Raw genomic sequence first — 20,139 nt, forward strand, 5'->3', positions numbered from 1 at the left:
CTGTTGTGATGGGACTCTTTATGTTCTCTTTAGCAGGTGTACCTCCATTCTCGGTATTCTGGGGTAAGATCTACGTCATGCAAGCAGCAGTAAATGCAGGCTATATTTGGTTAGCGATCGTTATGGGTCTTAACTCAGCTATCGCAGCATACTACTACTTGAAGCTTGTGGTATATATGTTCCTTAAAGATCCGGTTAAAGATGTGGATGTGGTTTACTATAACATCTCTAAGCCATTGACGGTTATTATTGGATTTGCCACAGTGGCTACAGTTACGGCTATCTTCTATGTGCAGCCACTTGTATCTTATCTATACTATATGATAAGTGCCAGCGGGTACTAAAACTTAGCGTTCAGCGTTTAGCGTTGAGCGTGTAGAAAGGTCGGAAAACCGACCTCTTTAAAGTATCTTTTTTTCTAACTCTTCAACGTTTCCTTTTATTACATCATTAAACTGAGAATTATTAAATGTGGTTTGTCGTTTAGCCAGTCTAGCGGTATTGGTAGTTATCTTCTCCACAAGCATTTTTTTATCATAGACGCCATCTAGGTAAGCCAATGTCTCTTTGATACCTATGGATTTCATACAGTTAGGTGCACGGGTATACTCTTTCTCAAGTATACATATTTCATCAATAAGACCCTCGTTGAGCATCATATTGGTACGTAAAGTGATACGTTCACGAAGTCTCTTCCTTTCAATCTCTATTTGATAGATTGGAAGTGTTTCTGTCACTGTTGGTTTAGGTGGAAATTGTTTAAAGTATTGTGTAGGAGTCAGACCGGTTTCCAAATAGATATGCAATGCTTTTTCTATGCGGTAGGGGTCATTAGGCTCTATATTTGACATATAAGTCTTATCTTGACTGTAAAGCCACTCATAGGTATCTGGTAAGTCTCGTAAATAGCTATATGTTTTTTCTTTTGTCTCAATACTGATGGCAGGTAGTTCACTGATACCCTCAATAAGCATTTTCAAGTAAAAACTTGTTCCTCCTACGATCACAAGATTTTTTCCATCTTTTAAACATTGTGCATATACTTGATGATACAGCTTGATAAAAGTGGTCACATCAAAGCTTTCATTAGGGTAGAGGTAGTCGATACCAAAATGTATAATGCCAGCCCGTTCATCGATTGTAGGCTTGGCTGAAACGATGTCGATCTTTTTGTAGATAGAGAGTGAATCGAGCGACAAAACATATGCATTCATCTTCTGTGCGATCTTTATAGAAAGAGACGTTTTCCCAGATGCTGTAGGACCGATGAGGGCAAGTTGTTTAAAGGTTTCCATAGCGTAATCATACCATAACCCCAAAAAGGATAAAATACTTCTTAAGATAAGAGAAGGGTAAGTATGAATTTATTTGACAAGAACAATCGTTTTAATATCGCGAACATGGTGACGTACCTGAATGTCTCGGCCGGTATCATGGCGATTTTTTTCATCGTAAATGGTGATTTCTTTACGGCTATTGTATTGGCATGGATCGCTGGTGCCTGTGACATTATAGATGGTAAACTGGCACGTAAATATAATCTTTCAACAGAGTTTGGTATCCAACTTGACAGTTTTGCAGATTTTCTCTCTTTTGTGGTCATGCCTCCATTTTTACTTTTCTATGCTGTAAAGCATTATAGTGGTATTACAGGTGTGGAAGAAGTGGTACTAGGCTTGGTATTTATCTGGTATATCATCAATGGTTTACGCAGATTAGTAGAGTTCAATCTTAAAGTAGATGTCGGAGAGGTTGAAAAGTATTTTGAAGGCGTTCCTACACCCTTGGGTGCGATACTTTTATGGATACTCTATCTTCTGAATGCCTATGGTATGATTACAAGTGGATATGTCATTGCGATTTTGGTCATGATCATTGCATGGTCCCTTAATTCTAAACTCAAAATCCCTCATCCCTAGAGCTTGCCTGTGAATCGTTTGAAAGAGAAGTTGCAACATTTTTCAGAATTGGTGATGTTTAAGCACTCGGTGTTTTCTTTACCCTTCATCTTTATCGCTATGCTTGTTGCTGCGCAAGGATGGTTTGGATGGAAGTTGTTATTATTAGGTACTTTGGCTGCCGTGACGGCACGAAATTTTGCAATGGGTGTCAACCGCTATCTTGACAGAGATATTGACATCCTCAACCCTCGTACAAAAGGCCGGCCTTCTGTAGACGGTAGAGTATCAAATACTCAAATGGTAATCTTTACAGTGATCAATGCATTGTTGTTTATTGTAGTAGCCTATTTTGTCAATCCCTTGGCTTTTCAACTCTCGTTACCTATTTTACTTGTTCTTGGGGCCTATACTGTGTTTAAACGCTTCTCTGCATTGGCACACCTCATACTGGGGGTGAGCTTGGGATTGGCTCCTATTGCAGGAGTAGTGGCCGTGAATGGTGAGATAACATTATGGTCTATCTATTTGGCGATCGGGGTGATGTTTTGGGTGGCGGGATTCGATCTGCTCTACTCATTACAAGATATGGAATTTGACAAAGCAAATGATCTGCATTCCATTCCTTCTAAGCTAGGTGCAAATAAGACCATGTGGATAGCAAGGGTATTTCACTTGTTGGCGATCATTTTTTGGGCTTATTTTGTATTCACGGCACAATTAGGGATATGGGCTCAACTTGCAGTACTTTTTTCTGCTATCATGTTGAGTTACGAACATTACATTGTCAATAAAGATTTTACAAAAATAGACAAAGCTTTCTTTACCGTCAATGGTTATTTGGGGTTTGTATTTTTAATTTTAATTATTATGGAGGTGATATAAGATGCCAATAATGGAAATAGCAGTTATAGGTATATTGGTAGTATTGATTGTGATACTGTTTGGACAGATAAGTAAAAACACTAAGCTGGCAAAAGAAAATAAAAAACTACATGAAATACTTGAAGTAAAAAGTACAACGATAGCAAACTATGAAGCCTCACGTGTAGCAGTAAAAGATGTGATAGAGAACTTCTCTTCTTTGGACTCAGTGATGGAGCTTATCAATGCAGGTGAAAGTAAAGCATCAGTATCTGAAAAATTAGGTATCCCTATCAGCAAGATAGAACTCATCATTAAGTTTGATAAACTCAAAAAGAGAGACTAATGTCCAAAAGCTCTTGGGAGATGATCTTATCTGAGGCCTATGCCTCTTTAGAAGCAGAATATCAAAGATTTTTAGAAGAAGACAAGAACTACTTCCCTTCGAAAGAAAACTACTTCAATGCTTTTAAGACACTGCACAAAGATCAGGTCAAATACATTTTGTTCGGTCAGGATCCTTATCCAAGAAAAGAGAGTGCCGGGGGATATGCATTTATAGATACGAAGGTAGATAATCTGTTTTCAACTTCTGGTCTAAGTAAAGAAGTAAACCGTGCTACCAGTTTACGTAATTTTGTGAAGATGGCACTTGTAGCCAGTGACAGACTAAAAGCAGAAGATACTTCGCAAGTAGCCATAAGTAAACTAGATAAAACAGATATGATCGATTCCATAGATGATCTGCGGTTTAATTTTGAGAAAAATGGGGTGTTGCTTTTAAATACAGCACTGATCTTTACAGACAAAAAGAGTACTAAAAAACATGTGAAAGCATGGAAACCTTTTGTACAAACACTGTTACATGCACTTGAGAAGAGTGCTCCAAAACTTATCTTGTTCGGTACACATGCAAAAGATCTAAAAAAACAATTTTCGCTGGGTATATTTGATACCATTGAGCTTGAACATCCGTATAACCATACATTTATTTCCAACCCCAAAGCATTGGAACTATTTGGCCCTATGCACTTACTTGAAAAATAAAGCTTTCTCTGATATAATTGCGCTCTAAATTATCGCTACTACATTTTAAATGTGCACTCATAGCTCAGCTGGATAGAGCATCGGTTTGCGGTACCGAAGGTCTCAGGTTCGAATCCTGATGGGTGTACCACTTCTTCTTATTTGTATTCATCTTTCACGCGTTTTCTTTCGACGTACCTGATGTACGCCTCAATCAAATCATGTAAAACCTGAACACAACTAATAAGAAGGGTTTATTTTACTTTTCATACATCCTCTAAGCAACCAAGCCCTAACCAAATTTATATTACAATGATGTCAATAACTTTAGGGAGTTTCTACCATGAAAATTTTACTCATTAATGCCAATCCTGTTGTCTCTAGACTGCTTGCTCTATGTACACGTGACGAGGATATTGTATTGGATGAAGTAAAACATATAGATGCTATTAAAGAGATTGACTATGATCTACTTTTTGTCAATGATGCCTCTTATGAAGATCATATTGATACATTACTAGAGAAAAAGAGTATTAGAAAAAAAGTTTTTATCTCCTATGATGAAGAACCGGTGAAAGGTTTTGATCAGACCATTAAAAAGCCATTTCTGCCTTCACAGATCATCGAAGTGATAGAGAGTGTTGATATGAGTGAAATGATTGTGGATGATGAGGATGAGAGTATTTCTATTTCTTCTGTGTCTTTAGAAGAAGAGTATGTTGATAACGAAGAGTTACCTCCTATTTTCCCACTCTCAACCCAAGATAGTAAAGAAACTGACGATCTATTGGAGATAGTGGAGGATAGTGCTCCAGAAGTACTTAATAGCGATGAGATAGAAAAAATAAAAGCACTGTTAGAGATGGATGATGAGATAGCATTGACTGAAGATGAACCGATAAGTGATGATGAGTATGAAGCACGTAAAGTGAAGATCATTAAAGAACAGCTTATTGCTGATGGATTGGAGATCATAGAAGAAGATGCGATCGTCGAAGAATTAAGTACTGTAGTTGCAGACTCTTCCAAAAAGGCAAGTAAGACAAAGAAAAGTAAAAAAAAGAAAAAAGAAACAGCATTTAATAAAAAAGAACTCTCTCGTATTGAAGATGCAGTGGTTGCTGCATTGAATAAAATGAAGCCTAAGAAAATAGAAAAACTACTCAAAGGTAAAAAGATAGAGATCAAAATTAAATTAGAGGATGAACAATAATGCAAAAAGGTGCTATTTTAGTGCTCTCAGGTCCAAGTGGTGCGGGTAAAAGTACGATTATCAACGCAGCATCAGATGAGATAGGTGAATACTATTTTTCTATATCAACGACCACACGTGCACCTCGAGTGGGAGAACAACATGGTAAAGATTATTTTTTTGTGAGCAAAGAGAGTTTTGAAGAAGATATTAAAGCGGATAATTTTCTAGAGTATGCGGAAGTGCACGGTAACTATTATGGTACATCACTTAAACCGGTTAGGATAGCCTTAGAAGAGGGTAAACTGGTTATCTTTGACATCGATGTGCAAGGTCATAGACTAGTACGTGCAAAGATGGATGATCTTACGACCTCTGCCTTTATTACACCACCTACACTTAAAGAGCTAGAGACAAGACTGAGGGCTCGATGCACAGATGATGAGTCCGTGATAGTCAAACGCATTGAAAATGCTAAAAGTGAGATAAAAGCAGTAGGTGAGTATGACTTTACGATTATTAATGATACGGTAGAAGAGGCAGCAAAGCGCTTTGTCATTGTAGCCAAGGCTGCGAGATTGAAACAAAGTACAGAAGATGAAGAAAAATTTGTAAGACAATGGTTATCAAATAACTAAGTATTAAACATATTGCAGTATAATTATTCAAATTAATGCTCAATGTAGCGAAATATAAAGGATTGACATGGGTATGCCAAGTATGCCAGAACTACTAATCGTATTGGCGATTGTTGTGCTTCTTTTTGGGGCGAAAAAGATTCCAGATCTTGCAAAAGGTATGGGAAGAGGTATCAAAGACTTTAAAAAAGCAATTAAAGAGGACGAAGAAGAACCTAAAGAGATTGCAAAAAATGATGAAGAATCATCTGAAACAAAAATCGAAGAGAAAAAAAGCGAAAATGCTTAATTTGAATGCTGAGTACTAGTGACTCGGCATAGAAAACATTCCTCCAAATAGCTATGAAGCTATTTTCTACTACAATTCCATATTAACTATTACGGAAGACCTATGAAATTAAAACTACAAATCAATCAAGTCATTAAAGAAGCTTTTACTAAAGCAGGTATAGAACATGAACCTATGAGTGTATCTGAAGCAACCAAAGCTGAGTTCGGTGACTTTCAGTTCAATGGTGCGATGGCTTTGTCTAAAAAGTTGGGTAAAAATCCAAGAGAGATCGCAACACAAATTATCGAAAGTCTTGATTTGACTGGAGCAGTTGCGAAAGCAGAGATCGCAGGCCCTGGTTTCATCAACCTATGGCTTAACCCTTTTTGGTTGGCTACACAATGTGAAGTTGCACGTAAAGATAGCAGACTTGGTGTGGAAAAACGTGAAAGACCTCTCAAAGTAGTGGTTGATTATTCTGGCCCTAATATGGCTAAACAGATGCATGTAGGACACTTACGTTCTACGATCATTGGTGATACTTTGGCAAATCTTTTAACCTATCTTGGGGATGAGGTCATACGTCAAAATCACATTGGGGACTGGGGTACGCAGTTTGGAATGCTGATCGCTTATCTGGAAGAGATAGATGAAGACGGTTCTGTAAGTTTAAAAGACCTGGAACAGTTCTATAAAGATGCTAAAGGGCGTTTTGATGCAGATGAAGATTTTGCGAATAAGGCCAGAGAATATGTGGTAAAGATCCAAAGTGGCGATCCGCATTGTTTAACGCTTTGGCAAAAATTTATAGACATCTCTCTAGGACACTGTGAAGAAGTGTATGAAAAACTAGGAGTCAATCTCACTCGTAATGATGTACGCGCAGAGAGTTTTTACAATGATGATCTGAGTGCTGTCATAAGTGATCTAGATGCAAAAGGTACATTGACACAAAGTGATGGTGCGCAATGTGTATTTTTAGAAGGTGACGAAGTACCGGTGATCGTTCAAAAAGGTGACGGGGGATATCTGTATGCGACTACAGACCTTGCAGCATTACGCTATAGAGCACAGACCTTAGGAGCGCAACGTATCTCTTATGTGGTTGATGCAAGACAGGGTGGACACTTTAAGCAAGTGTTTAGAGTGGCTAAGGAGGCTGGCTTTGTTGCTCCTGAGGTAAACCTAGAACACATTGCATTTGGTACGATGATGGATAAAGGCGGAAAACCATTTAAAACACGTGATGGTGGGACGGTAAAGCTTATAGATCTTCTGGATGAAGCGGTTGTGAAAGCGAAAGAGACTATCAATGAGAAAGAGTCTTATTCTCCTGAAGAGCTAGATGCATTGGCTAAGATCATAGGAATTGGAGCGGTAAAGTATGCAGATCTTGCGATCAACCGTGAATCCAACTATATCTTTAACTGGGACAAGATGCTCAGTTTTGAAGGGAATACCTCTTTGTATATGCAATATGCCTATGCAAGGATCCAAAGTATTTTTAGAAAATACGATGGTCCTATAGAGGGTAATATTATTATTGGTGACGCATTGGAGCATAGACTCGCTACCATGCTACTTCGTTTTGAAGATGTACTGAGCCGTGCAGCAGTAGATGCCTCACCTAATCAGATCACAACATACCTCTATGACTTAGTGACACTCTTTATGCGTTTTTATGAGCAAAACCCTATACTTAAAGAGGGTGTAGATGAGGCAACGAAGTTAAGTCGTTTGGCACTGGCTGATCTGACGGCTAAGACCATCAAACAAGGTTTGGATATACTTGGTATCGAAACTGTAGATAAGCTGTAATATTTACAATACATAAAGAAGTTTTGAAGGGGTTTTTCTTCTTCAAAAGGAGAAGTTCGTATGAAAGCACTCATTATTTTAGCGATATTTGCCACACTGGGTATTATCTTTTTTCAATATAGCAGAAACAAAGATCTCAAAAAACTTTTTATAGCCCTTATTACATTTGGTGTTATCATCTCATTGGCAGTGGTAGGAAATTTAACACGACAGATTATGCCGATATATCTTGCACATATTATGTTGATACTAGTTTCATGGGGTGGTTTGATAGTCTATCTTGTAAGAGATAAATATTATTGGTGGATCATCTTTTCGCCTGTAGTGACTATCGGATTATTTTTGCTATTGGAGCTATTGACTGGTTCAGGCCATGAGATAGGATAAGTAAACGACAACTGTTTGTCGTATCGACAGCGAAGTATAGCACTTCGCGTTCGTTTTTATGCAGGATCGATATCTTTCTTTTTCTGATTTTCAACAAGTTCACTTAAAAATGTTTCAAGTGAATAACGTTGTCTATATTCAGGAATCATGATATGGATAAGGATATCTCCCAAATCAGCTACAGCCCATTCATCGCTCGTATCTGATGCAAGAAATGTATCACCTTGTTTTTTGAGTTCTGTTTTAAGTTGGTCAAAAAGTGCAAGAGTATGTTTACCATTGAGTGAGTTAGCGATCACTACACGTTTTGCTATGTAGTCTGCATCTTCAAGGTTGAATACTTCTATCTCTTCAGCTTTTTTATCATCAAGTATTTTTACAATACCTGCTATTCTTTCGTCTATTGTCATATGGTGTTGCCCTTCTAATATATGTTTGACAGATGCTTTGATCTTTTCGTCAATAAATTGTAAATCTTTTTCTTCTCTTATTTGGGTTGAACTCATAGGTGCCTCTAGAGGAAGCAATTCCCATGTTTTGAGTTCATCCGTATCTAAATGATGCTCATCCCGTGTTGCTATAACCCAGGTTACGGATTCATTTAGCCATTCAAATGCATGCCATTTTTTCAATGTTGACAGGTTGTCAGATCCTATGATAAGATATTTGACATTGTATGTTTGGTTAAAATGTTTTACACTTTGTGAGGTGACTGTACTTTTGCCTTCTTCTATCTCATAATCATCTACTTCTACACCATCTATAGGGTCAAAAAGTGAATGACACCAAGAAAGTCGGGTATGGGCATCTGCCAGGGTAGATGTTTTAAAAGGGTTCAGGTAGGCGGGTACAACAAGCAGTTTATCGATCTGCAAGTTTTCTATAGCTTTTTCAACGATAAGTTGATGTCCTTTATGCGGAGGGTCAAAACTTCCTCCAAAGATAGCTATAGTAGGTTTATGATTAACCAAATACTAACCTCATTTACTGTAAAATTGCGTAATTTTAGCATAATAATCATAAGGGTAAAGTATGGCTGTAAAAGTAGCAATTAACGGACTAGGAAGAATCGGTAGATGTGTGGCGCGTATTATTGCAGATAGAGATGACATTGAGCTTGTTGCAGTGAATGCTTCCGGTACTGAAGAGATGATTCAGTATAACGTTAAATACGATTCTGTACACGGTAGACGTAACGATGTTAAGGTAGCCGATGGATATCTTAATATTGGTGAGACCAGAGCAAAGATCTTTGCAGAACGTGACCTGTCGAAGATAGATTTTGCCTCTTGTGGTGCAGAAATTGTTTTAGAGTGTACAGGCGCATTTTTAACAGCGGAGAGCGTACAGCCTTATTTGGATAACGGTGTAAAAAAAGTGCTGTTTTCAGCACCGGCTAAAGATGATACAGCAACATTCGTACTTGGAGCAAATGCAGATGAGTATGCAGGTCAATCCATCGTTTCAAATGCAAGCTGTACGACCAATGGACTGGCACCTGTAGCCAAAGTATTGGATGATGCATTTGGTATAGAGAAAGGTTTGATGACCACGATACATTCATATACTTCTTCTCAGCCGATACTGGATGGAAAACATAAAAAAGATCCTAGAAAAGGGCGTTCAGGTGCAGTAAACTTAGTGCCAACGACAACAGGTGCAGCAAAAGCTATCTCCAAAGTGCTTCCAAATCTTGCAGGCAAGATAAACGGACAGGCGATAAGAGTACCAACGCCGGATGTTTCTATGGTAGACTTGACAGTAACACTCAATTCAAATGTAACAGTTGAAGATGTTCAAGCCGCATTTAAAACGGCGAGTGAAGGTTCACACAAAGGTATTTTGGGTGTAGATGAAGAGTACAGAGTGTCTCAAGACTTTGTAGGTGAAGAGCTAAGTACAGTGGTGCCCCTTGATACGATTCAAGTCATAGGGGACAACATGGTAAAAGTACTCTCTTGGTATGACAATGAGTGGGGATATTCTCGCCGTTTAGTAGATATGGCAATACACATAAGTAAAAAGTAAGACAGGGAACGTATGAAAACATTAAAAGATTTAAATATTGATGGCAAAAGAGTTTTTATAAGATGTGATTTTAATGTACCTAAAGATGAGTTTGGGAACATTACAGATGACAGACGCATTCGTTCTGCATTGCAGACGATCCGTTATTGTATAGACAGAGATTGTAAAATTATTCTTGCTTCACATTATGAAAGACCGGAACCGGGTAAATATGAAGAGAAGTATTCACTGGTACCTGTAGCAAAAAGACTGCATACGCTACTGAAGATAAAAAGAGATATTTTTATGGCGCAAGATGTGGTGGGTGAAGATGCTAGGGCTAAAGCAGCATCTATGGAAGCAGGTGATGTACTTTTACTTGAAAACCTTCGTTATGAAGCAGGTGAAACTGAAAATGATCCGGTATTTGCAGAGCAGTTGGCAGATTTTGCAGATATATACATTAACGATGCTTTTGGTGCTTGTCATAGAAAGCATGCTTCTATCGATGCGATCACCAAATTTTTTGATGCAGACCATAAAGCAGCAGGTTTCCTTATGAGCAAAGAGGTAAATTTCTTTTCTAAAGTACTTGAAAATCCTGTTCGTCCATTTGTCGCAGTGGTTGGGGGATCTAAGGTTTCTGGTAAACTTCAAGCACTTACAAATCTTTTAAGCAAAGTAGATAAGGTCATTATCGGTGGAGGAATGGCATTTACATTCCTTAAAGCATTAGGCCATGAGGTAGGTGATTCATTGATCGAAGATGATCTGCTGGACGAAGCAAAAGATATTATGACAAAAGCCAAAGAGTTAGGTGTCAAATTCTACTTGCCTGTAGATGTAGTAGCAGCAGCCGAGTTTTCAGAGAACACTACAGTGAAATTTCTTCCTATACAAGAGATTCCTGTGGGCTGGATGGGACTGGACATCGGACCTGCATCTTCAAGACTTTTCCGTGAAGCATTGAATGATGCACAAACGATCATATGGAATGGTCCTATGGGTGTCTATGAGATGGATAGATACTCTAAAGGAAGCCTGGCGATGTCAAACAACATTGCGCAAACGCATGCAACAACTATCGTTGGTGGTGGAGATACTGCAGATGTGACACAACGTGCCGGTGATGCAGATGAGATGACTTTTGTAAGTACAGGTGGTGGGGCAAGTTTAAAACTGATAGAAGGTATTGCACTTCCAGGTTTAGAAGCACTTAAGTAAAAGGATTTTTATTAATTTTTGCAGCCTGCCATTTGTTAGGACGCATTTAGAGCAAAGCTCCAAAAACTACGCTGTCGCTAAGACTGCTTCAACAGCAGGTTCATGCGATCAATCGCATTGAAAAATAAAAAAGGATTCTTATGATTTTTGCAGCAAACTTTAAAACAAATCATACCAGAGCATCAACAGAAAAATATATTGAGTCATTGAAAGAAAAATTGCTTGCAAAAAAACCTGAAGACAAAGTCTATATTTTTCCTCCTGCAACTGCGTTAAACAGTTATGAGGGTGATTTCACAGTAGGTGCACAAAATGCTTATCCTACGCAAAATGGTGCTTATACGGGTGAGATAGGTATAGAACAGCTTGAAGAGTTTGGCATTAAAACGATCCTTATAGGACACAGCGAGAGAAGAGAACATTTAGGTGAATCTCAAGAAATAATCGCACAAAAATTTGCATTTTTTAAAGAGCAGGGCTATGAGATACTCTATTGCATCGGTGAACCGCTTGAGATAAGAGAAGAGGGTAATGAAGCAGTCATGGAGTACCTTCTTGCACAGTTTGACGGTATAGATATCAGTTATAAGGATCTTATCATCGCCTATGAGCCAATTTGGGCCATAGGAACGGGGAGGTCAGCCACAGTAGAAGAGATAGCTTCTACCCATGAATCTTTGAAAAAAACAGTACGAAAACCATTACTTTATGGCGGTAGTGTGAAACCAGCTAACATTAAAGAGATTACGGATATTCGTGGTGTGGATGGAGTTTTGGTAGGGTCTGCTTCTTTGGATGCAGAGAGTTTTTCTAAAATGATACTGTCGTAGTTTACTCTTCTTTTCTCATACTCAACAGATCATCCCAGGGAGATTCCCTGGGATAGTATTATTTAAATAGATCTTCCAATGCTGTCGTATCTGTTGTTTTTGTTGCTTCAGTAGTATCTGAACTATCTGTTTGTCTTTCTGTAATCCCCTCAATCTCATTGAGCTCTATGGTATATCCTGTAAGCATAGAAGCCAAACGGATGTTGATACCGGATTTACCAATAGCTTTTGCTTTTTGGTCTCCTGTAATGTTCACCACAGCTTTTTTCTCATCAGCATCTATTTTGATGCTTTGTGAAATTGCAGGACTTAATGAACGTGTGATAAAAACTTCAGGAATAGGAGAGAATTCGATACAGTCGATATTTTCTCCATTAAGTTCTTCACTTACAGCATTGATACGTACACCTTTAACACCTACTGCTGCACCGATAGGATCCACATTCATTTGCTCTGTTTTAAGTGCTATTTTTGCTCTTTCTCCAGGGATTCTTGCTGCAGCTACGATCTCTACTACACCATCATCGATCTCAGGCACTTCACTTGCCATGAGAGCCTCTAAAAACTTAGGTGAAGTTCTTGTCAACTCGAGGAAAAGACCATATTCAGGGTCAACACTTACGTATCTAAGAAGTGCACGGATGGAGTCTCCACGCTTATATTTTTCACCTTTGATACGGTTTCTAAGTGACATAATACCTTTCAGTTCACCGATCTCAACATGTGTGTTGTCTTCTGAATCGATACGGTTGACTGTTCCTAGCATCACTGAACCTACTTTTTCTCTATATTTTTCAAATAGATCTTGTTCTACACGTCTTTGTACATGGTACTCAAGCTCTCTAAAGAGATTCGCTGAAGCTGTACGACCATGATCTTCAAGGATAAACTCTTCTTTCAGTTGATCACCAAGCTCTAAAGAGTCATCAAACTCTTTTGCCTCAGAAAGAGAGATAAAACTGTCTGATTCGACTTCTTTCGTGTTTCCTTCTTTACCTACTTCTACATAAAGTTGCTCATCATTATCTGCAACAACAGTTATGACTTTATTGACAGAGTATGTTTTTGTATCAGTGTCAATGATCACTTCAAAGTTACTTGTAAAGCTAGTCAGTTTTTTGGCAGTATTGACCAACGCATCCTTAAATGCTTCTATGGCATGTTCTTTAGAGATATTTTTTTCATGTGCAATTGCTTCTATAATGTCTAATATTTTTTCCATAAATGGTTCCTATTTATCAGTTTTGTTCATAATCAATTCACTATACCGCTACAAGAGGTAACATAACAGTGTTAATAACGTCTTGGGGAGGTGGTGTTTTTGAAGTTAAGAATTATATCTAACCAAAGCTTTACTGAAAATAAAGTATAATTTTTATAATTAAGTCTGAAGAATAAATAAGATAATTTAAAAGGTATAGATAGATGAAGTTAAAACTTGCTAGAACAACACTTAAAGCAAAACCAAAAACGATTGAGTTGAAAAAGTTAGAAGAAGAACTAGCGAACAGATCTATATTTTATTTTGATAAAGACAACTCGCATAAAGAATTGAAAGAGCTGATCGAATATTTTGAAGAAAAAGGTTTCTCTGTCTATATGCGAGAAGTAAAGTACGGACTTGATGATAATGAATATATCTATGAAGTGCATATCATCGCTTAGAACAAAAGTAAAAAGCCGTTTGAGCGAACTGCTAAACTTGACTTTATGTCAACATCATTTTTTGGGATTTTCTCCCAGAATTTCCTACTAGAAAGACAAATAATTGAGTATAAGAATTAAAATTCAATATAGCGAGGCACTAAATGCCGAGTCATAAAAAATTATTTATAGAAACACTTGGTTGTGCGATGAACGTTCGTGACAGTGAACATATGATCGCAGAACTGAATCAAAAGGAATCTTACGAGATTACAGAAGATCTCAAAGATGCTGATCTTATCATTATTAATACCTGTTCTGTGAGAGAAAAGCCTGTGGCTAAACTCTTTTCAGAGATAGGTGTATTTAACAAGCATAAAAAAGCTTCTGCGAAAATTGGTGTCACAGGATGTACAGCATCTCATTTAGGGGATGAGATCATTAAACGTGCACCTTCTGTGGACTTTGTATTGGGTGCAAGAAATGTATCTAAGATCACTGAAGTGGTGGATAAAAAACATGCTGTAGAGGTCAGTACAGACTTTGATGAGAGTACCTATGCCTTTGGTGAATACAGAACAAATCCTTTTAAGGCAATGGTCAATATCTCCATAGGGTGTGACAAGTCGTGTACCTTCTGTATCGTCCCAGCAACACGAGGAGATGAGATCTCTATCCCTTCTGATCTTATCGTACAAGAGATCAAAAAAGCAGTAGCTACAGGGGCTAAGGAAGTGATGCTTCTTGGACAGAATGTTAATAATTACGGAAGACGTTTTGGTAGTTCTGAAGAGAGTTGTGATTTTACGCAGTTGTTACAAAAGATATCTAAGATAGAAGGTTTGGAGCGTATACGTTTTACCTCTCCACATCCTTTACATATGGATGATGCATTCATTCAAGAGTTTGCATCTAATCCTAAGATATGTAAACAGATACATGTTCCCCTGCAAAGTGGTTCAACGACCCTTTTAAAAGAGATGAAGAGAGGCTACAGCAAAGAGAACTTTATCAACCGTTGTGAAAAGATACGTACGCTTTGTCCCGAGGCAACGATCTCAACAGATATTATCGTTGGTTTCCCGGGTGAAAGTGATTCAGACTTTGAAGATACAATGGATGTACTTGAAAAGGTACGTTTCGAACAACTCTTCTCCTTTAAGTACTCTCCGCGCCCTCATACCGAAGCAGCAGAGTTTGATAATCAAATAGACAATGATGTCGCAGGTGCACGTTTGACCCGCCTTCAGGCTAGACATACTGAGATCCTAGATGAGATCATGGATGCTCAATTAGCTAAAGTACACAAAGTCTATTTTGATGAGCTCAAACCTAATGGAAGGGTTTCAGGACGTTCAGATGACGGCAAACTCTTTTTTGTAGAGGGAAGTGAAGAGCTTTTGGGTAAAATAGTAGATGTTAAAGTTATTAAAACCTCTCGGGGTGCTCTTGACGGGGTACTCGTTTAGGATAGAAAATGTTTAAAACACTATCACGAAGCATCGCTCAAGTCATTCTCCCGCCATTGGGATATCTACTGATGCGTTTTTACTGGTATACCTCTAAAAAAAATTTTCATGTCACAGGTGAGATCACTCAAGATCAGTCCATCGTTGTCTGTTGGCACGGTGAGCTTCTTATGTCTCCACAAGCCTATCGATATTTTCATAAAAAACAGTTAGCTTCAGGGATCATCTCCAGGCATTTTGACGGTGAGATGATCGCGAGGATACTGATGTATTTTTCTATTGTTCCTTTGCGTGGATCGAGTAGTAGGGGAGCCAAACAAGTACTCTTAGAAGCTTTTAGGGCACTAAAAAAAGGAGATGATCTGTTGGTCACTCCTGATGGTCCTAGAGGACCACGCCATACGATCAGTGATGGTGCTATAGCCTTGGCACATAAAGCCAAAGCACCGGTATTGACAGTAAATTACATACCTAGCGCTTATTGGCAGCTTGGCAGTTGGGATAAGTTTGTCATTCCAAAACCTTTTAGCTCCATCGATTTTTACTTGGAAAATGTCTCTCTTGAAGGCATGGAACTCGATGAAGCCAGAAAATTTCTTCGTGACAAAATGTTAGCGCATACGGTGCACTAAAAACATGAAATCTAAACTTCAAGATGCATCTGAGGAGTTTTTGAACTATCTGTTTGATGTAAGAGGCTATTCTGAAACCTCTATCGTAACATACGAGATAGCATTGAGGCAAATGCTCGAAGAGAGCCATGTATATGAAGAAGATGGTCACACTATCTTGGATATCACCCCTTTTCGCTTTAAAATTGTGAAAAATCATAAAAAAACCATTGTGAAAAAACTCTCAGCCATACACTCTTTTGTAAAATATCTGGAAGATCAGTGTCATATGCGGATCAAACTTATAGGAGATGAGTCCATAAAGGTACCTCAGAGCCTTCCTAAGCCTATTGAAGAGACATATATTGATGAGGTATTGAGTAGTGCCAATTTAGAGGAGAAATTGCTCATTTCTATGCTTTATGGATTGGGGTTGCGTATCTCAGAACTGAGTATTTTGAAACTTTCAGATGTAAAGAATGGATGGATACAGATCCATGGTAAAGGCAATAAGGAAAGAGAGTTGCCTTTGTTAGATAGTTTACAGGAACTGATCACTTTGTATATCAAGAGAAGGTCTCCTAAAAAGTATCTTTTTGAAAAAGGTAATGCGCCTATGAACTCTGCGCAGTTACGTTATATTCTGACAAAACTTTTTAAGGCTCAAGGTTTCAAGGTGACACCCCATCAACTGCGACATTCCTTTGCGACGCATCTGCTCAATAACGGTGCTCGTATCGCTGATGTAAGTGAATTACTCGGACACGAGACCATGGCAACTACGCAGGTCTATACAAAACTTGGATCTGTGAAAAAAATGCAAGAGTATATGAAAGCCCATCCTTTGGCTGATGTGATGCATAAGCCAAAGGAGTAATTAGTAATGAGTAATGAGTAATTTTGGATCTATATTTTCTTGGAAAATATAAGGTCTGATCTTATTGGGAATGGTGTTTGTTCTACACAATTCTTTAAATTTTTTTGGCATATCAATCGTTAGATAGGGTGCAATATAAAGTAGATCACCTTCTGTTTCAATAGACCATAACCCACCTATTACCAAAGAAGTTCCCTTTTGTATCTCTTGACGTTGAGAGGCAGAGAGGAGGTAGCCTAACTCTTTGAGTGCAAGGTCAGCTGCTTTAACTTTTGCAGCCAGTGTATGTAGTTTAATGACACGAAGCTCTTTTTGGGTGTAGATGCGTTCAAAATTTGCTTCTATCTGCTTCGTATCTTGTCTGAGATACTTAAAACTTCTTCTGATACCTTCTTTGTATTCTGACATAAGAGGATCAGAGAACTGTTTCCTAAAAAGGTTACGCTCATACTTTTCATCACTGTTACTCTCATCTATAAAGTAAGGATGGTCGTTCTGTTCCAGATAGGTGAGCAACTCATCTTTACTGTACTCAATCAGGGGACGTACTAAAGTGTAGTTTTTTCTCTGGCTTAACTCCTCGAGTCCAATAAGTTCAGAAACACCAGCCCCTTTTGTGAGTCGCATAAGAAGCCATTCAAGCTGGTCGTTCAGCTGGTGAGCTGTAAGAAGTATCTCGTAGTGGTGTTCTTTAATCAGTTTTTCAAAAAAATTGTAACGAAAGTTTCTGGCATTTTGTTCAAAATGTGTGGTAAATGATGGTGCTTTGATAGTATGGCAAGTTAGATCGTATTGTTTAGCTAAAGCTTTTGCATGTGATTCTTCCCTGTCAGAATTGTCTCTTGTGCCATAATTGACCAAAGCGATGTCAAAAGGCACCTTGTGCTCCAAGAGCAGAAAGAATAGGGCAGAAGAGTCCACACCAGAAGAAAATGCTAACAAATTCTTCTTATTTTTGATATTTTCTATGTCAAGTTTTAGCATGTGTACCTTTTACCCAAACTGTGGCGTTGTTCTTCTCGTCATTTTTTTTAGAAAAAAACGAAGCAAAAAAATCGTCGTTGTTCTCAAATCGCTTCGCTTTCAAGGGTGTTCTCAACGACAAGATGCGCGGTTACGTGATTAAATGGACGGCTTTATAAGAGTTGCTAAAAGTTGTGTTCCAACAAGCTCTGTAATTTTTGCTTGGTAAAGTTTACCATATTCTATTGACAGGTCAGAAGTATCATTGATGAGGATCTCTCCATCTATGTCTACAGCCCAGATCAGTGGTCGTGCCGAAAGCAAGTACTCATGCTCATCACTTTCCCCATCTATGACGACAGTCACTGTTTGTCCCACCATTTTTTCAAGTGAAGCCAGTGTATTTCGTTCTGCTATCTCACCAAGAACCTGAGCTCTTTGGTCGATGGTCTCTTCATCTATCTGCTCCAGATTATACGCAGAGGTTGTCTCTTCGTTAGAGTAGTGGAAGGTGTTAAACCTGTCAAATTCAAATGTCTCCATGAAGTCACACAGTTTCTGAAAGCTTTCATCACTTTCGCCAGGGTGTCCTGCGATGAGAGAGGTACGTAAAAAGGCATTGGGTTTGCTTTTCATGTACTCAAGAAGTTCTATGGTCTTCTTCTCTCCAAAACCACGTTTCATGATCTTCAACATAGAGTCTTCAATATGCTGGATAGGCATATCATAATAGGTTTGAAATACCTTTGAATCGGCAATCGCATCAATGAGGGCAAATGTAGTTGTACTAGGATAGAGATACAAGATACGTGCTGATTTTACACCCTCTATAGCTTCCACACCTTTGATGAGGTCAATGAGTCCGTCACTAAGCTTCATGTCACGTCCGTAGCTAGAGCTATCTTGTGAAATGAAAGAGAAATCATAAAAGCCTTGTGCTACAAGATTCTCTACTTCTTTGATAATGGAGGAGAGTGAACGTGAATGCAGTTTCCCTTTAAAACTTGGGATAGCACAAAATGAACAAGCCTGGTTACATCCTTCTGCTATTTTTATGTAGGCATGGTAATTTGAACCCGTAATAACTCTTCCGGATGTTTCAGTAGCAAGATAGACCTCAGGGCTAAATGTACTCTGTTTTGAAGCAATAAGCTCATCTATCTTCTCATAGTCACCCACACCTGTAAAGATATCTATCTCAGGCATATCTGCCTGAAGTTCTTCTTTGTAACGTTCGGTCAGACATCCACTCATGACTAAGATGGAGTTTTCTTTACGTTCATCATGGAGGTTGAGTACCGTGTTGATACTCTCTTCTTTTGCCGCATCGATGAAACCGCAAGTGTTTACGATGATCACATCAGCCTCTGCATTATCATCGGTGATCTCATACTCTTTAAGACGGCCAAGCATCACTTCACTGTCAACAAGGTTTTTGGTGCAGCCAAGGCTCACCAAGTGTAATTTTTTACTATTCATTAAAACTCATTTGTATTTTAAACTTTTTCAGCATTATAGCCAAATGTTAAGTGAATGGTATAAGGTTGAAAAAATATAAAATGATTTAAAAAGAAAAAAGAGAGGTTAGAGTCAGGCAAAAGCCTGAACTCTAAAGGGTAGAACTTTAAGAAGTGATTCCTAGAAGTTGTATTTAGCCCATAAACGGATGAAGTTTTGATCCTCATCACCAATAATAACTCTGTCGTCGCTTTGAGCTACATATGCAGCAAATACAGTTGTGTTTTCACCCACTTTAGCTTTGTAAGAGAAATCGATCTCTTGATATGTTCCAGCACCACTACCTGAACCTGGGTACATTACTGCTGCCGGAGCCGCTGCACCTAGATCAGAATTGATGTAAGCAAGACCAAATTTACCACCAAGTGCTTTCATGCCAACAGCAAGCTTGTATGTATCAGAATCAAGAGCAATTGTATCTTGGTCAAGAATTGACTGAGTGTAAAGTGGTGTTTTAACAGATGTACCGAAGTTAGCTATTTTAACAGCACCATCATCAACAGATGTATATGCAGCAAAAAGATCGAACATACCTAGGTTACCAGCAAGTTTAACACCCCATGCAGTTGTGTCATCTAAACCATCTGGAGATATTTGACCACCTTGAACACCGGCTGTGAACATATCAGCTGCGTATGTAGCATCTCCCCATAGTACGTTTGTATCACCAGCACCAGCAAGACCAAGACCAAGGCTATCACTAATCCATTGTGTATGGTTTGCACCATAGTACCATGAACCAGTTAAAGTCAAGTTAGAGATTGACTTGTTTTGAAGTGTTAACATATGTACACCATCATCGTTGATCTTAGTAAAATCATCTAAATTTCCATATCCACCTTGGAATAACATCCATGGGTGAAGAGCAGTAGCAGGAAGAGCAGTCACTATAGGATTACTTC

General features: G+C 38.5%; 22 protein-coding genes, 1 tRNA gene and 1 pseudogene. 18 read left to right on the forward strand and 6 right to left on the reverse strand.

Annotation, left to right across the window (positions count from 1 at the left end; translation table 11 throughout):
* On the forward strand, window positions 1–344 hold a 344-nt coding region (locus tag WBM70_RS04220), incomplete at its 5' end, for a proton-conducting transporter membrane subunit (RefSeq protein WP_424557259.1).
* 57 nt (window positions 345–401) lie between these two features.
* Here WBM70_RS04220 and miaA read toward each other — a convergent pair.
* Complete coding sequence (gene miaA / locus WBM70_RS04225) at window positions 402–1,295, reverse strand: tRNA (adenosine(37)-N6)-dimethylallyltransferase MiaA (RefSeq protein ID WP_424557260.1); 894 nt, start codon at window positions 1,293–1,295, stop codon at window positions 402–404.
* A 63-nt stretch (window positions 1,296–1,358) separates the two neighbouring features.
* Between miaA and WBM70_RS04230 the strand changes: the two genes are divergently transcribed.
* The 10 genes from WBM70_RS04230 to WBM70_RS04275 all read left to right on the forward strand — a co-directional run bounded on the left by WBM70_RS04230 (window position 1,359) and on the right by WBM70_RS04275 (window position 8,094).
* Window positions 1,359–1,919, forward strand: a complete 561-nt coding sequence (locus WBM70_RS04230; RefSeq protein WP_424557261.1) for a CDP-alcohol phosphatidyltransferase family protein — start codon at window positions 1,359–1,361, stop codon at window positions 1,917–1,919.
* A 9-nt stretch (window positions 1,920–1,928) separates the two neighbouring features.
* Window positions 1,929–2,783: a menaquinone biosynthesis prenyltransferase MqnP gene (gene mqnP / locus WBM70_RS04235; protein ID WP_424557262.1), complete on the forward strand. Its 855-nt coding sequence runs from the start codon at window positions 1,929–1,931 to the stop codon at window positions 2,781–2,783.
* Between the two features lies 1 nt (window position 2,784).
* Window positions 2,785–3,108: a sigma-70 family RNA polymerase sigma factor gene (locus tag WBM70_RS04240; protein ID WP_424557263.1), complete on the forward strand. Its 324-nt coding sequence runs from the start codon at window positions 2,785–2,787 to the stop codon at window positions 3,106–3,108.
* Window positions 3,108–3,809 (forward strand): uracil-DNA glycosylase, encoded by a 702-nt coding sequence (locus tag WBM70_RS04245; protein WP_424557264.1) that lies wholly within the window; start codon window positions 3,108–3,110, stop codon window positions 3,807–3,809. The genes WBM70_RS04240 and WBM70_RS04245 overlap by 1 nt, the downstream gene beginning before the upstream one ends.
* 53 nt (window positions 3,810–3,862) lie before the next feature.
* Window positions 3,863–3,939: transfer RNA gene (locus WBM70_RS04250), tRNA-Arg, on the forward strand.
* Between the two features lie 192 nt (window positions 3,940–4,131).
* Window positions 4,132–5,001 (forward strand): hypothetical protein, encoded by an 870-nt coding sequence (locus tag WBM70_RS04255; protein ID WP_424557265.1) that lies wholly within the window; start codon window positions 4,132–4,134, stop codon window positions 4,999–5,001.
* A complete protein-coding gene (gene gmk / locus WBM70_RS04260; protein WP_424557266.1) occupies window positions 5,001–5,618 on the forward strand; it encodes a guanylate kinase in 618 nt (205 codons plus the stop codon). Before WBM70_RS04255 ends, gmk begins: the two co-directional genes overlap by 1 nt.
* Window positions 5,619–5,685: 67 nt before the next feature.
* Window positions 5,686–5,907 (forward strand): Sec-independent protein translocase subunit TatA/TatB, encoded by a 222-nt coding sequence (locus tag WBM70_RS04265; RefSeq protein ID WP_424557267.1) that lies wholly within the window; start codon window positions 5,686–5,688, stop codon window positions 5,905–5,907.
* Window positions 5,908–6,009: 102 nt separating this feature from the next.
* Window positions 6,010–7,707 (forward strand): arginine--tRNA ligase, encoded by a 1,698-nt coding sequence (gene argS / locus WBM70_RS04270; RefSeq protein WP_424557268.1) that lies wholly within the window; start codon window positions 6,010–6,012, stop codon window positions 7,705–7,707.
* A 60-nt stretch (window positions 7,708–7,767) separates the two neighbouring features.
* The gene (locus tag WBM70_RS04275; protein WP_424557269.1) at window positions 7,768–8,094 is read left to right on the forward strand and encodes a hypothetical protein; all 327 of its coding nucleotides are present in this window, start codon (window positions 7,768–7,770) and stop codon (window positions 8,092–8,094) included.
* Window positions 8,095–8,150: 56 nt separating this feature from the next.
* Here the strand turns inward: WBM70_RS04275 and nadD are convergent, their stop codons facing one another.
* A complete protein-coding gene (gene nadD / locus WBM70_RS04280) occupies window positions 8,151–9,065 on the reverse strand; it encodes a nicotinate (nicotinamide) nucleotide adenylyltransferase (protein ID WP_424557270.1) in 915 nt (304 codons plus the stop codon).
* A 61-nt stretch (window positions 9,066–9,126) separates the two neighbouring features.
* Here nadD and gap point away from each other — a divergent pair, with 61 nt between their 5' ends.
* From gap to WBM70_RS04295, 3 genes are all read left to right on the forward strand, one after another.
* Entirely contained in the window at window positions 9,127–10,122 is a 996-nt protein-coding gene (gap, locus tag WBM70_RS04285) for a type I glyceraldehyde-3-phosphate dehydrogenase (protein ID WP_424557271.1), read from the forward strand.
* Between the two features lie 12 nt (window positions 10,123–10,134).
* Entirely contained in the window at window positions 10,135–11,325 is a 1,191-nt protein-coding gene (locus tag WBM70_RS04290) for a phosphoglycerate kinase (protein ID WP_424557272.1), read from the forward strand.
* A gap of 140 nt (window positions 11,326–11,465) precedes the next feature.
* Window positions 11,466–12,155 (forward strand): triose-phosphate isomerase, encoded by a 690-nt coding sequence (locus WBM70_RS04295; RefSeq protein WP_424557273.1) that lies wholly within the window; start codon window positions 11,466–11,468, stop codon window positions 12,153–12,155.
* Window positions 12,156–12,213: 58 nt separating this feature from the next.
* On the opposite strand, the gene nusA is transcribed toward WBM70_RS04295, so the two are convergent.
* Window positions 12,214–13,377, reverse strand: coding sequence for a transcription termination factor NusA (gene nusA / locus WBM70_RS04300; RefSeq protein ID WP_424557274.1), 1,164 nt, complete (start codon window positions 13,375–13,377; stop codon window positions 12,214–12,216).
* A gap of 203 nt (window positions 13,378–13,580) precedes the next feature.
* Between nusA and WBM70_RS04305 the strand changes: the two genes are divergently transcribed.
* From WBM70_RS04305 to WBM70_RS04320, 4 genes are all read left to right on the forward strand, one after another.
* Entirely contained in the window at window positions 13,581–13,820 is a 240-nt protein-coding gene (locus WBM70_RS04305) for an HP0268 family nuclease (protein ID WP_424557275.1), read from the forward strand.
* A gap of 143 nt (window positions 13,821–13,963) precedes the next feature.
* Window positions 13,964–15,268: a tRNA (N6-isopentenyl adenosine(37)-C2)-methylthiotransferase MiaB gene (gene miaB, locus WBM70_RS04310; RefSeq protein WP_424557276.1), complete on the forward strand. Its 1,305-nt coding sequence runs from the start codon at window positions 13,964–13,966 to the stop codon at window positions 15,266–15,268.
* A gap of 8 nt (window positions 15,269–15,276) precedes the next feature.
* A complete protein-coding gene (locus WBM70_RS04315) occupies window positions 15,277–15,900 on the forward strand; it encodes a lysophospholipid acyltransferase family protein (RefSeq protein WP_424557277.1) in 624 nt (207 codons plus the stop codon).
* Between the two features lie 4 nt (window positions 15,901–15,904).
* Window positions 15,905–16,756 (forward strand): tyrosine-type recombinase/integrase, encoded by an 852-nt coding sequence (locus tag WBM70_RS04320; RefSeq protein ID WP_424557278.1) that lies wholly within the window; start codon window positions 15,905–15,907, stop codon window positions 16,754–16,756.
* On the opposite strand, the gene tilS is transcribed toward WBM70_RS04320, so the two are convergent.
* From tilS to WBM70_RS04335, 3 genes and pseudogenes are all read right to left on the reverse strand, one after another.
* Window positions 16,757–17,740 carry a tRNA lysidine(34) synthetase TilS gene (gene tilS, locus WBM70_RS04325; RefSeq protein ID WP_424557279.1) on the reverse strand — a complete coding sequence of 328 codons (984 nt, stop codon included), beginning with the start codon at window positions 17,738–17,740 and terminating at the stop codon, window positions 16,757–16,759.
* Between the two features lie 138 nt (window positions 17,741–17,878).
* Window positions 17,879–19,198: a 30S ribosomal protein S12 methylthiotransferase RimO gene (gene rimO / locus WBM70_RS04330; protein ID WP_424557280.1), complete on the reverse strand. Its 1,320-nt coding sequence runs from the start codon at window positions 19,196–19,198 to the stop codon at window positions 17,879–17,881.
* Between the two features lie 159 nt (window positions 19,199–19,357).
* A pseudogene (locus WBM70_RS04335) lies at window positions 19,358–20,139 on the reverse strand (hypothetical protein); the annotation flags it as partial.

It is taken from the genome of Sulfurovum sp. (assembly GCF_049668085.1).
Classification (GTDB): Bacteria; Campylobacterota; Campylobacteria; order Campylobacterales; family Sulfurovaceae; genus Sulfurovum.

Bases quoted from the DNA above. Each gene is read 5' to 3' on its own strand.
- miaA (WP_424557260.1), bottom strand. From the start codon at position 1,295: ATGGAAACCTTTAAACAACTTGCCCTCATCGGTCCTACAGCATCTGGG.
- WBM70_RS04230 (WP_424557261.1), top strand. From the start codon at position 1,359: ATGAATTTATTTGACAAGAACAATCGTTTTAATATCGCGAACATGGTG.
- WBM70_RS04240 (WP_424557263.1), top strand. From the start codon at position 2,785: ATGCCAATAATGGAAATAGCAGTTATAGGTATATTGGTAGTATTGATT.
- WBM70_RS04245 (WP_424557264.1), top strand. From the start codon at position 3,108: ATGTCCAAAAGCTCTTGGGAGATGATCTTATCTGAGGCCTATGCCTCT.
- WBM70_RS04255 (WP_424557265.1), top strand. From the start codon at position 4,132: ATGAAAATTTTACTCATTAATGCCAATCCTGTTGTCTCTAGACTGCTT.
- gmk (WP_424557266.1), top strand. From the start codon at position 5,001: ATGCAAAAAGGTGCTATTTTAGTGCTCTCAGGTCCAAGTGGTGCGGGT.
- WBM70_RS04265 (WP_424557267.1), top strand. From the start codon at position 5,686: ATGGGTATGCCAAGTATGCCAGAACTACTAATCGTATTGGCGATTGTT.
- argS (WP_424557268.1), top strand. From the start codon at position 6,010: ATGAAATTAAAACTACAAATCAATCAAGTCATTAAAGAAGCTTTTACT.
- WBM70_RS04275 (WP_424557269.1), top strand. From the start codon at position 7,768: ATGAAAGCACTCATTATTTTAGCGATATTTGCCACACTGGGTATTATC.
- gap (WP_424557271.1), top strand. From the start codon at position 9,127: ATGGCTGTAAAAGTAGCAATTAACGGACTAGGAAGAATCGGTAGATGT.
- WBM70_RS04290 (WP_424557272.1), top strand. From the start codon at position 10,135: ATGAAAACATTAAAAGATTTAAATATTGATGGCAAAAGAGTTTTTATA.
- WBM70_RS04295 (WP_424557273.1), top strand. From the start codon at position 11,466: ATGATTTTTGCAGCAAACTTTAAAACAAATCATACCAGAGCATCAACA.
- nusA (WP_424557274.1), bottom strand. From the start codon at position 13,377: ATGGAAAAAATATTAGACATTATAGAAGCAATTGCACATGAAAAAAAT.
- WBM70_RS04305 (WP_424557275.1), top strand. From the start codon at position 13,581: ATGAAGTTAAAACTTGCTAGAACAACACTTAAAGCAAAACCAAAAACG.
- miaB (WP_424557276.1), top strand. From the start codon at position 13,964: ATGCCGAGTCATAAAAAATTATTTATAGAAACACTTGGTTGTGCGATG.
- WBM70_RS04315 (WP_424557277.1), top strand. From the start codon at position 15,277: ATGTTTAAAACACTATCACGAAGCATCGCTCAAGTCATTCTCCCGCCA.
- WBM70_RS04320 (WP_424557278.1), top strand. From the start codon at position 15,905: ATGAAATCTAAACTTCAAGATGCATCTGAGGAGTTTTTGAACTATCTG.
- tilS (WP_424557279.1), bottom strand. From the start codon at position 17,740: ATGCTAAAACTTGACATAGAAAATATCAAAAATAAGAAGAATTTGTTA.
- rimO (WP_424557280.1), bottom strand. From the start codon at position 19,198: ATGAATAGTAAAAAATTACACTTGGTGAGCCTTGGCTGCACCAAAAAC.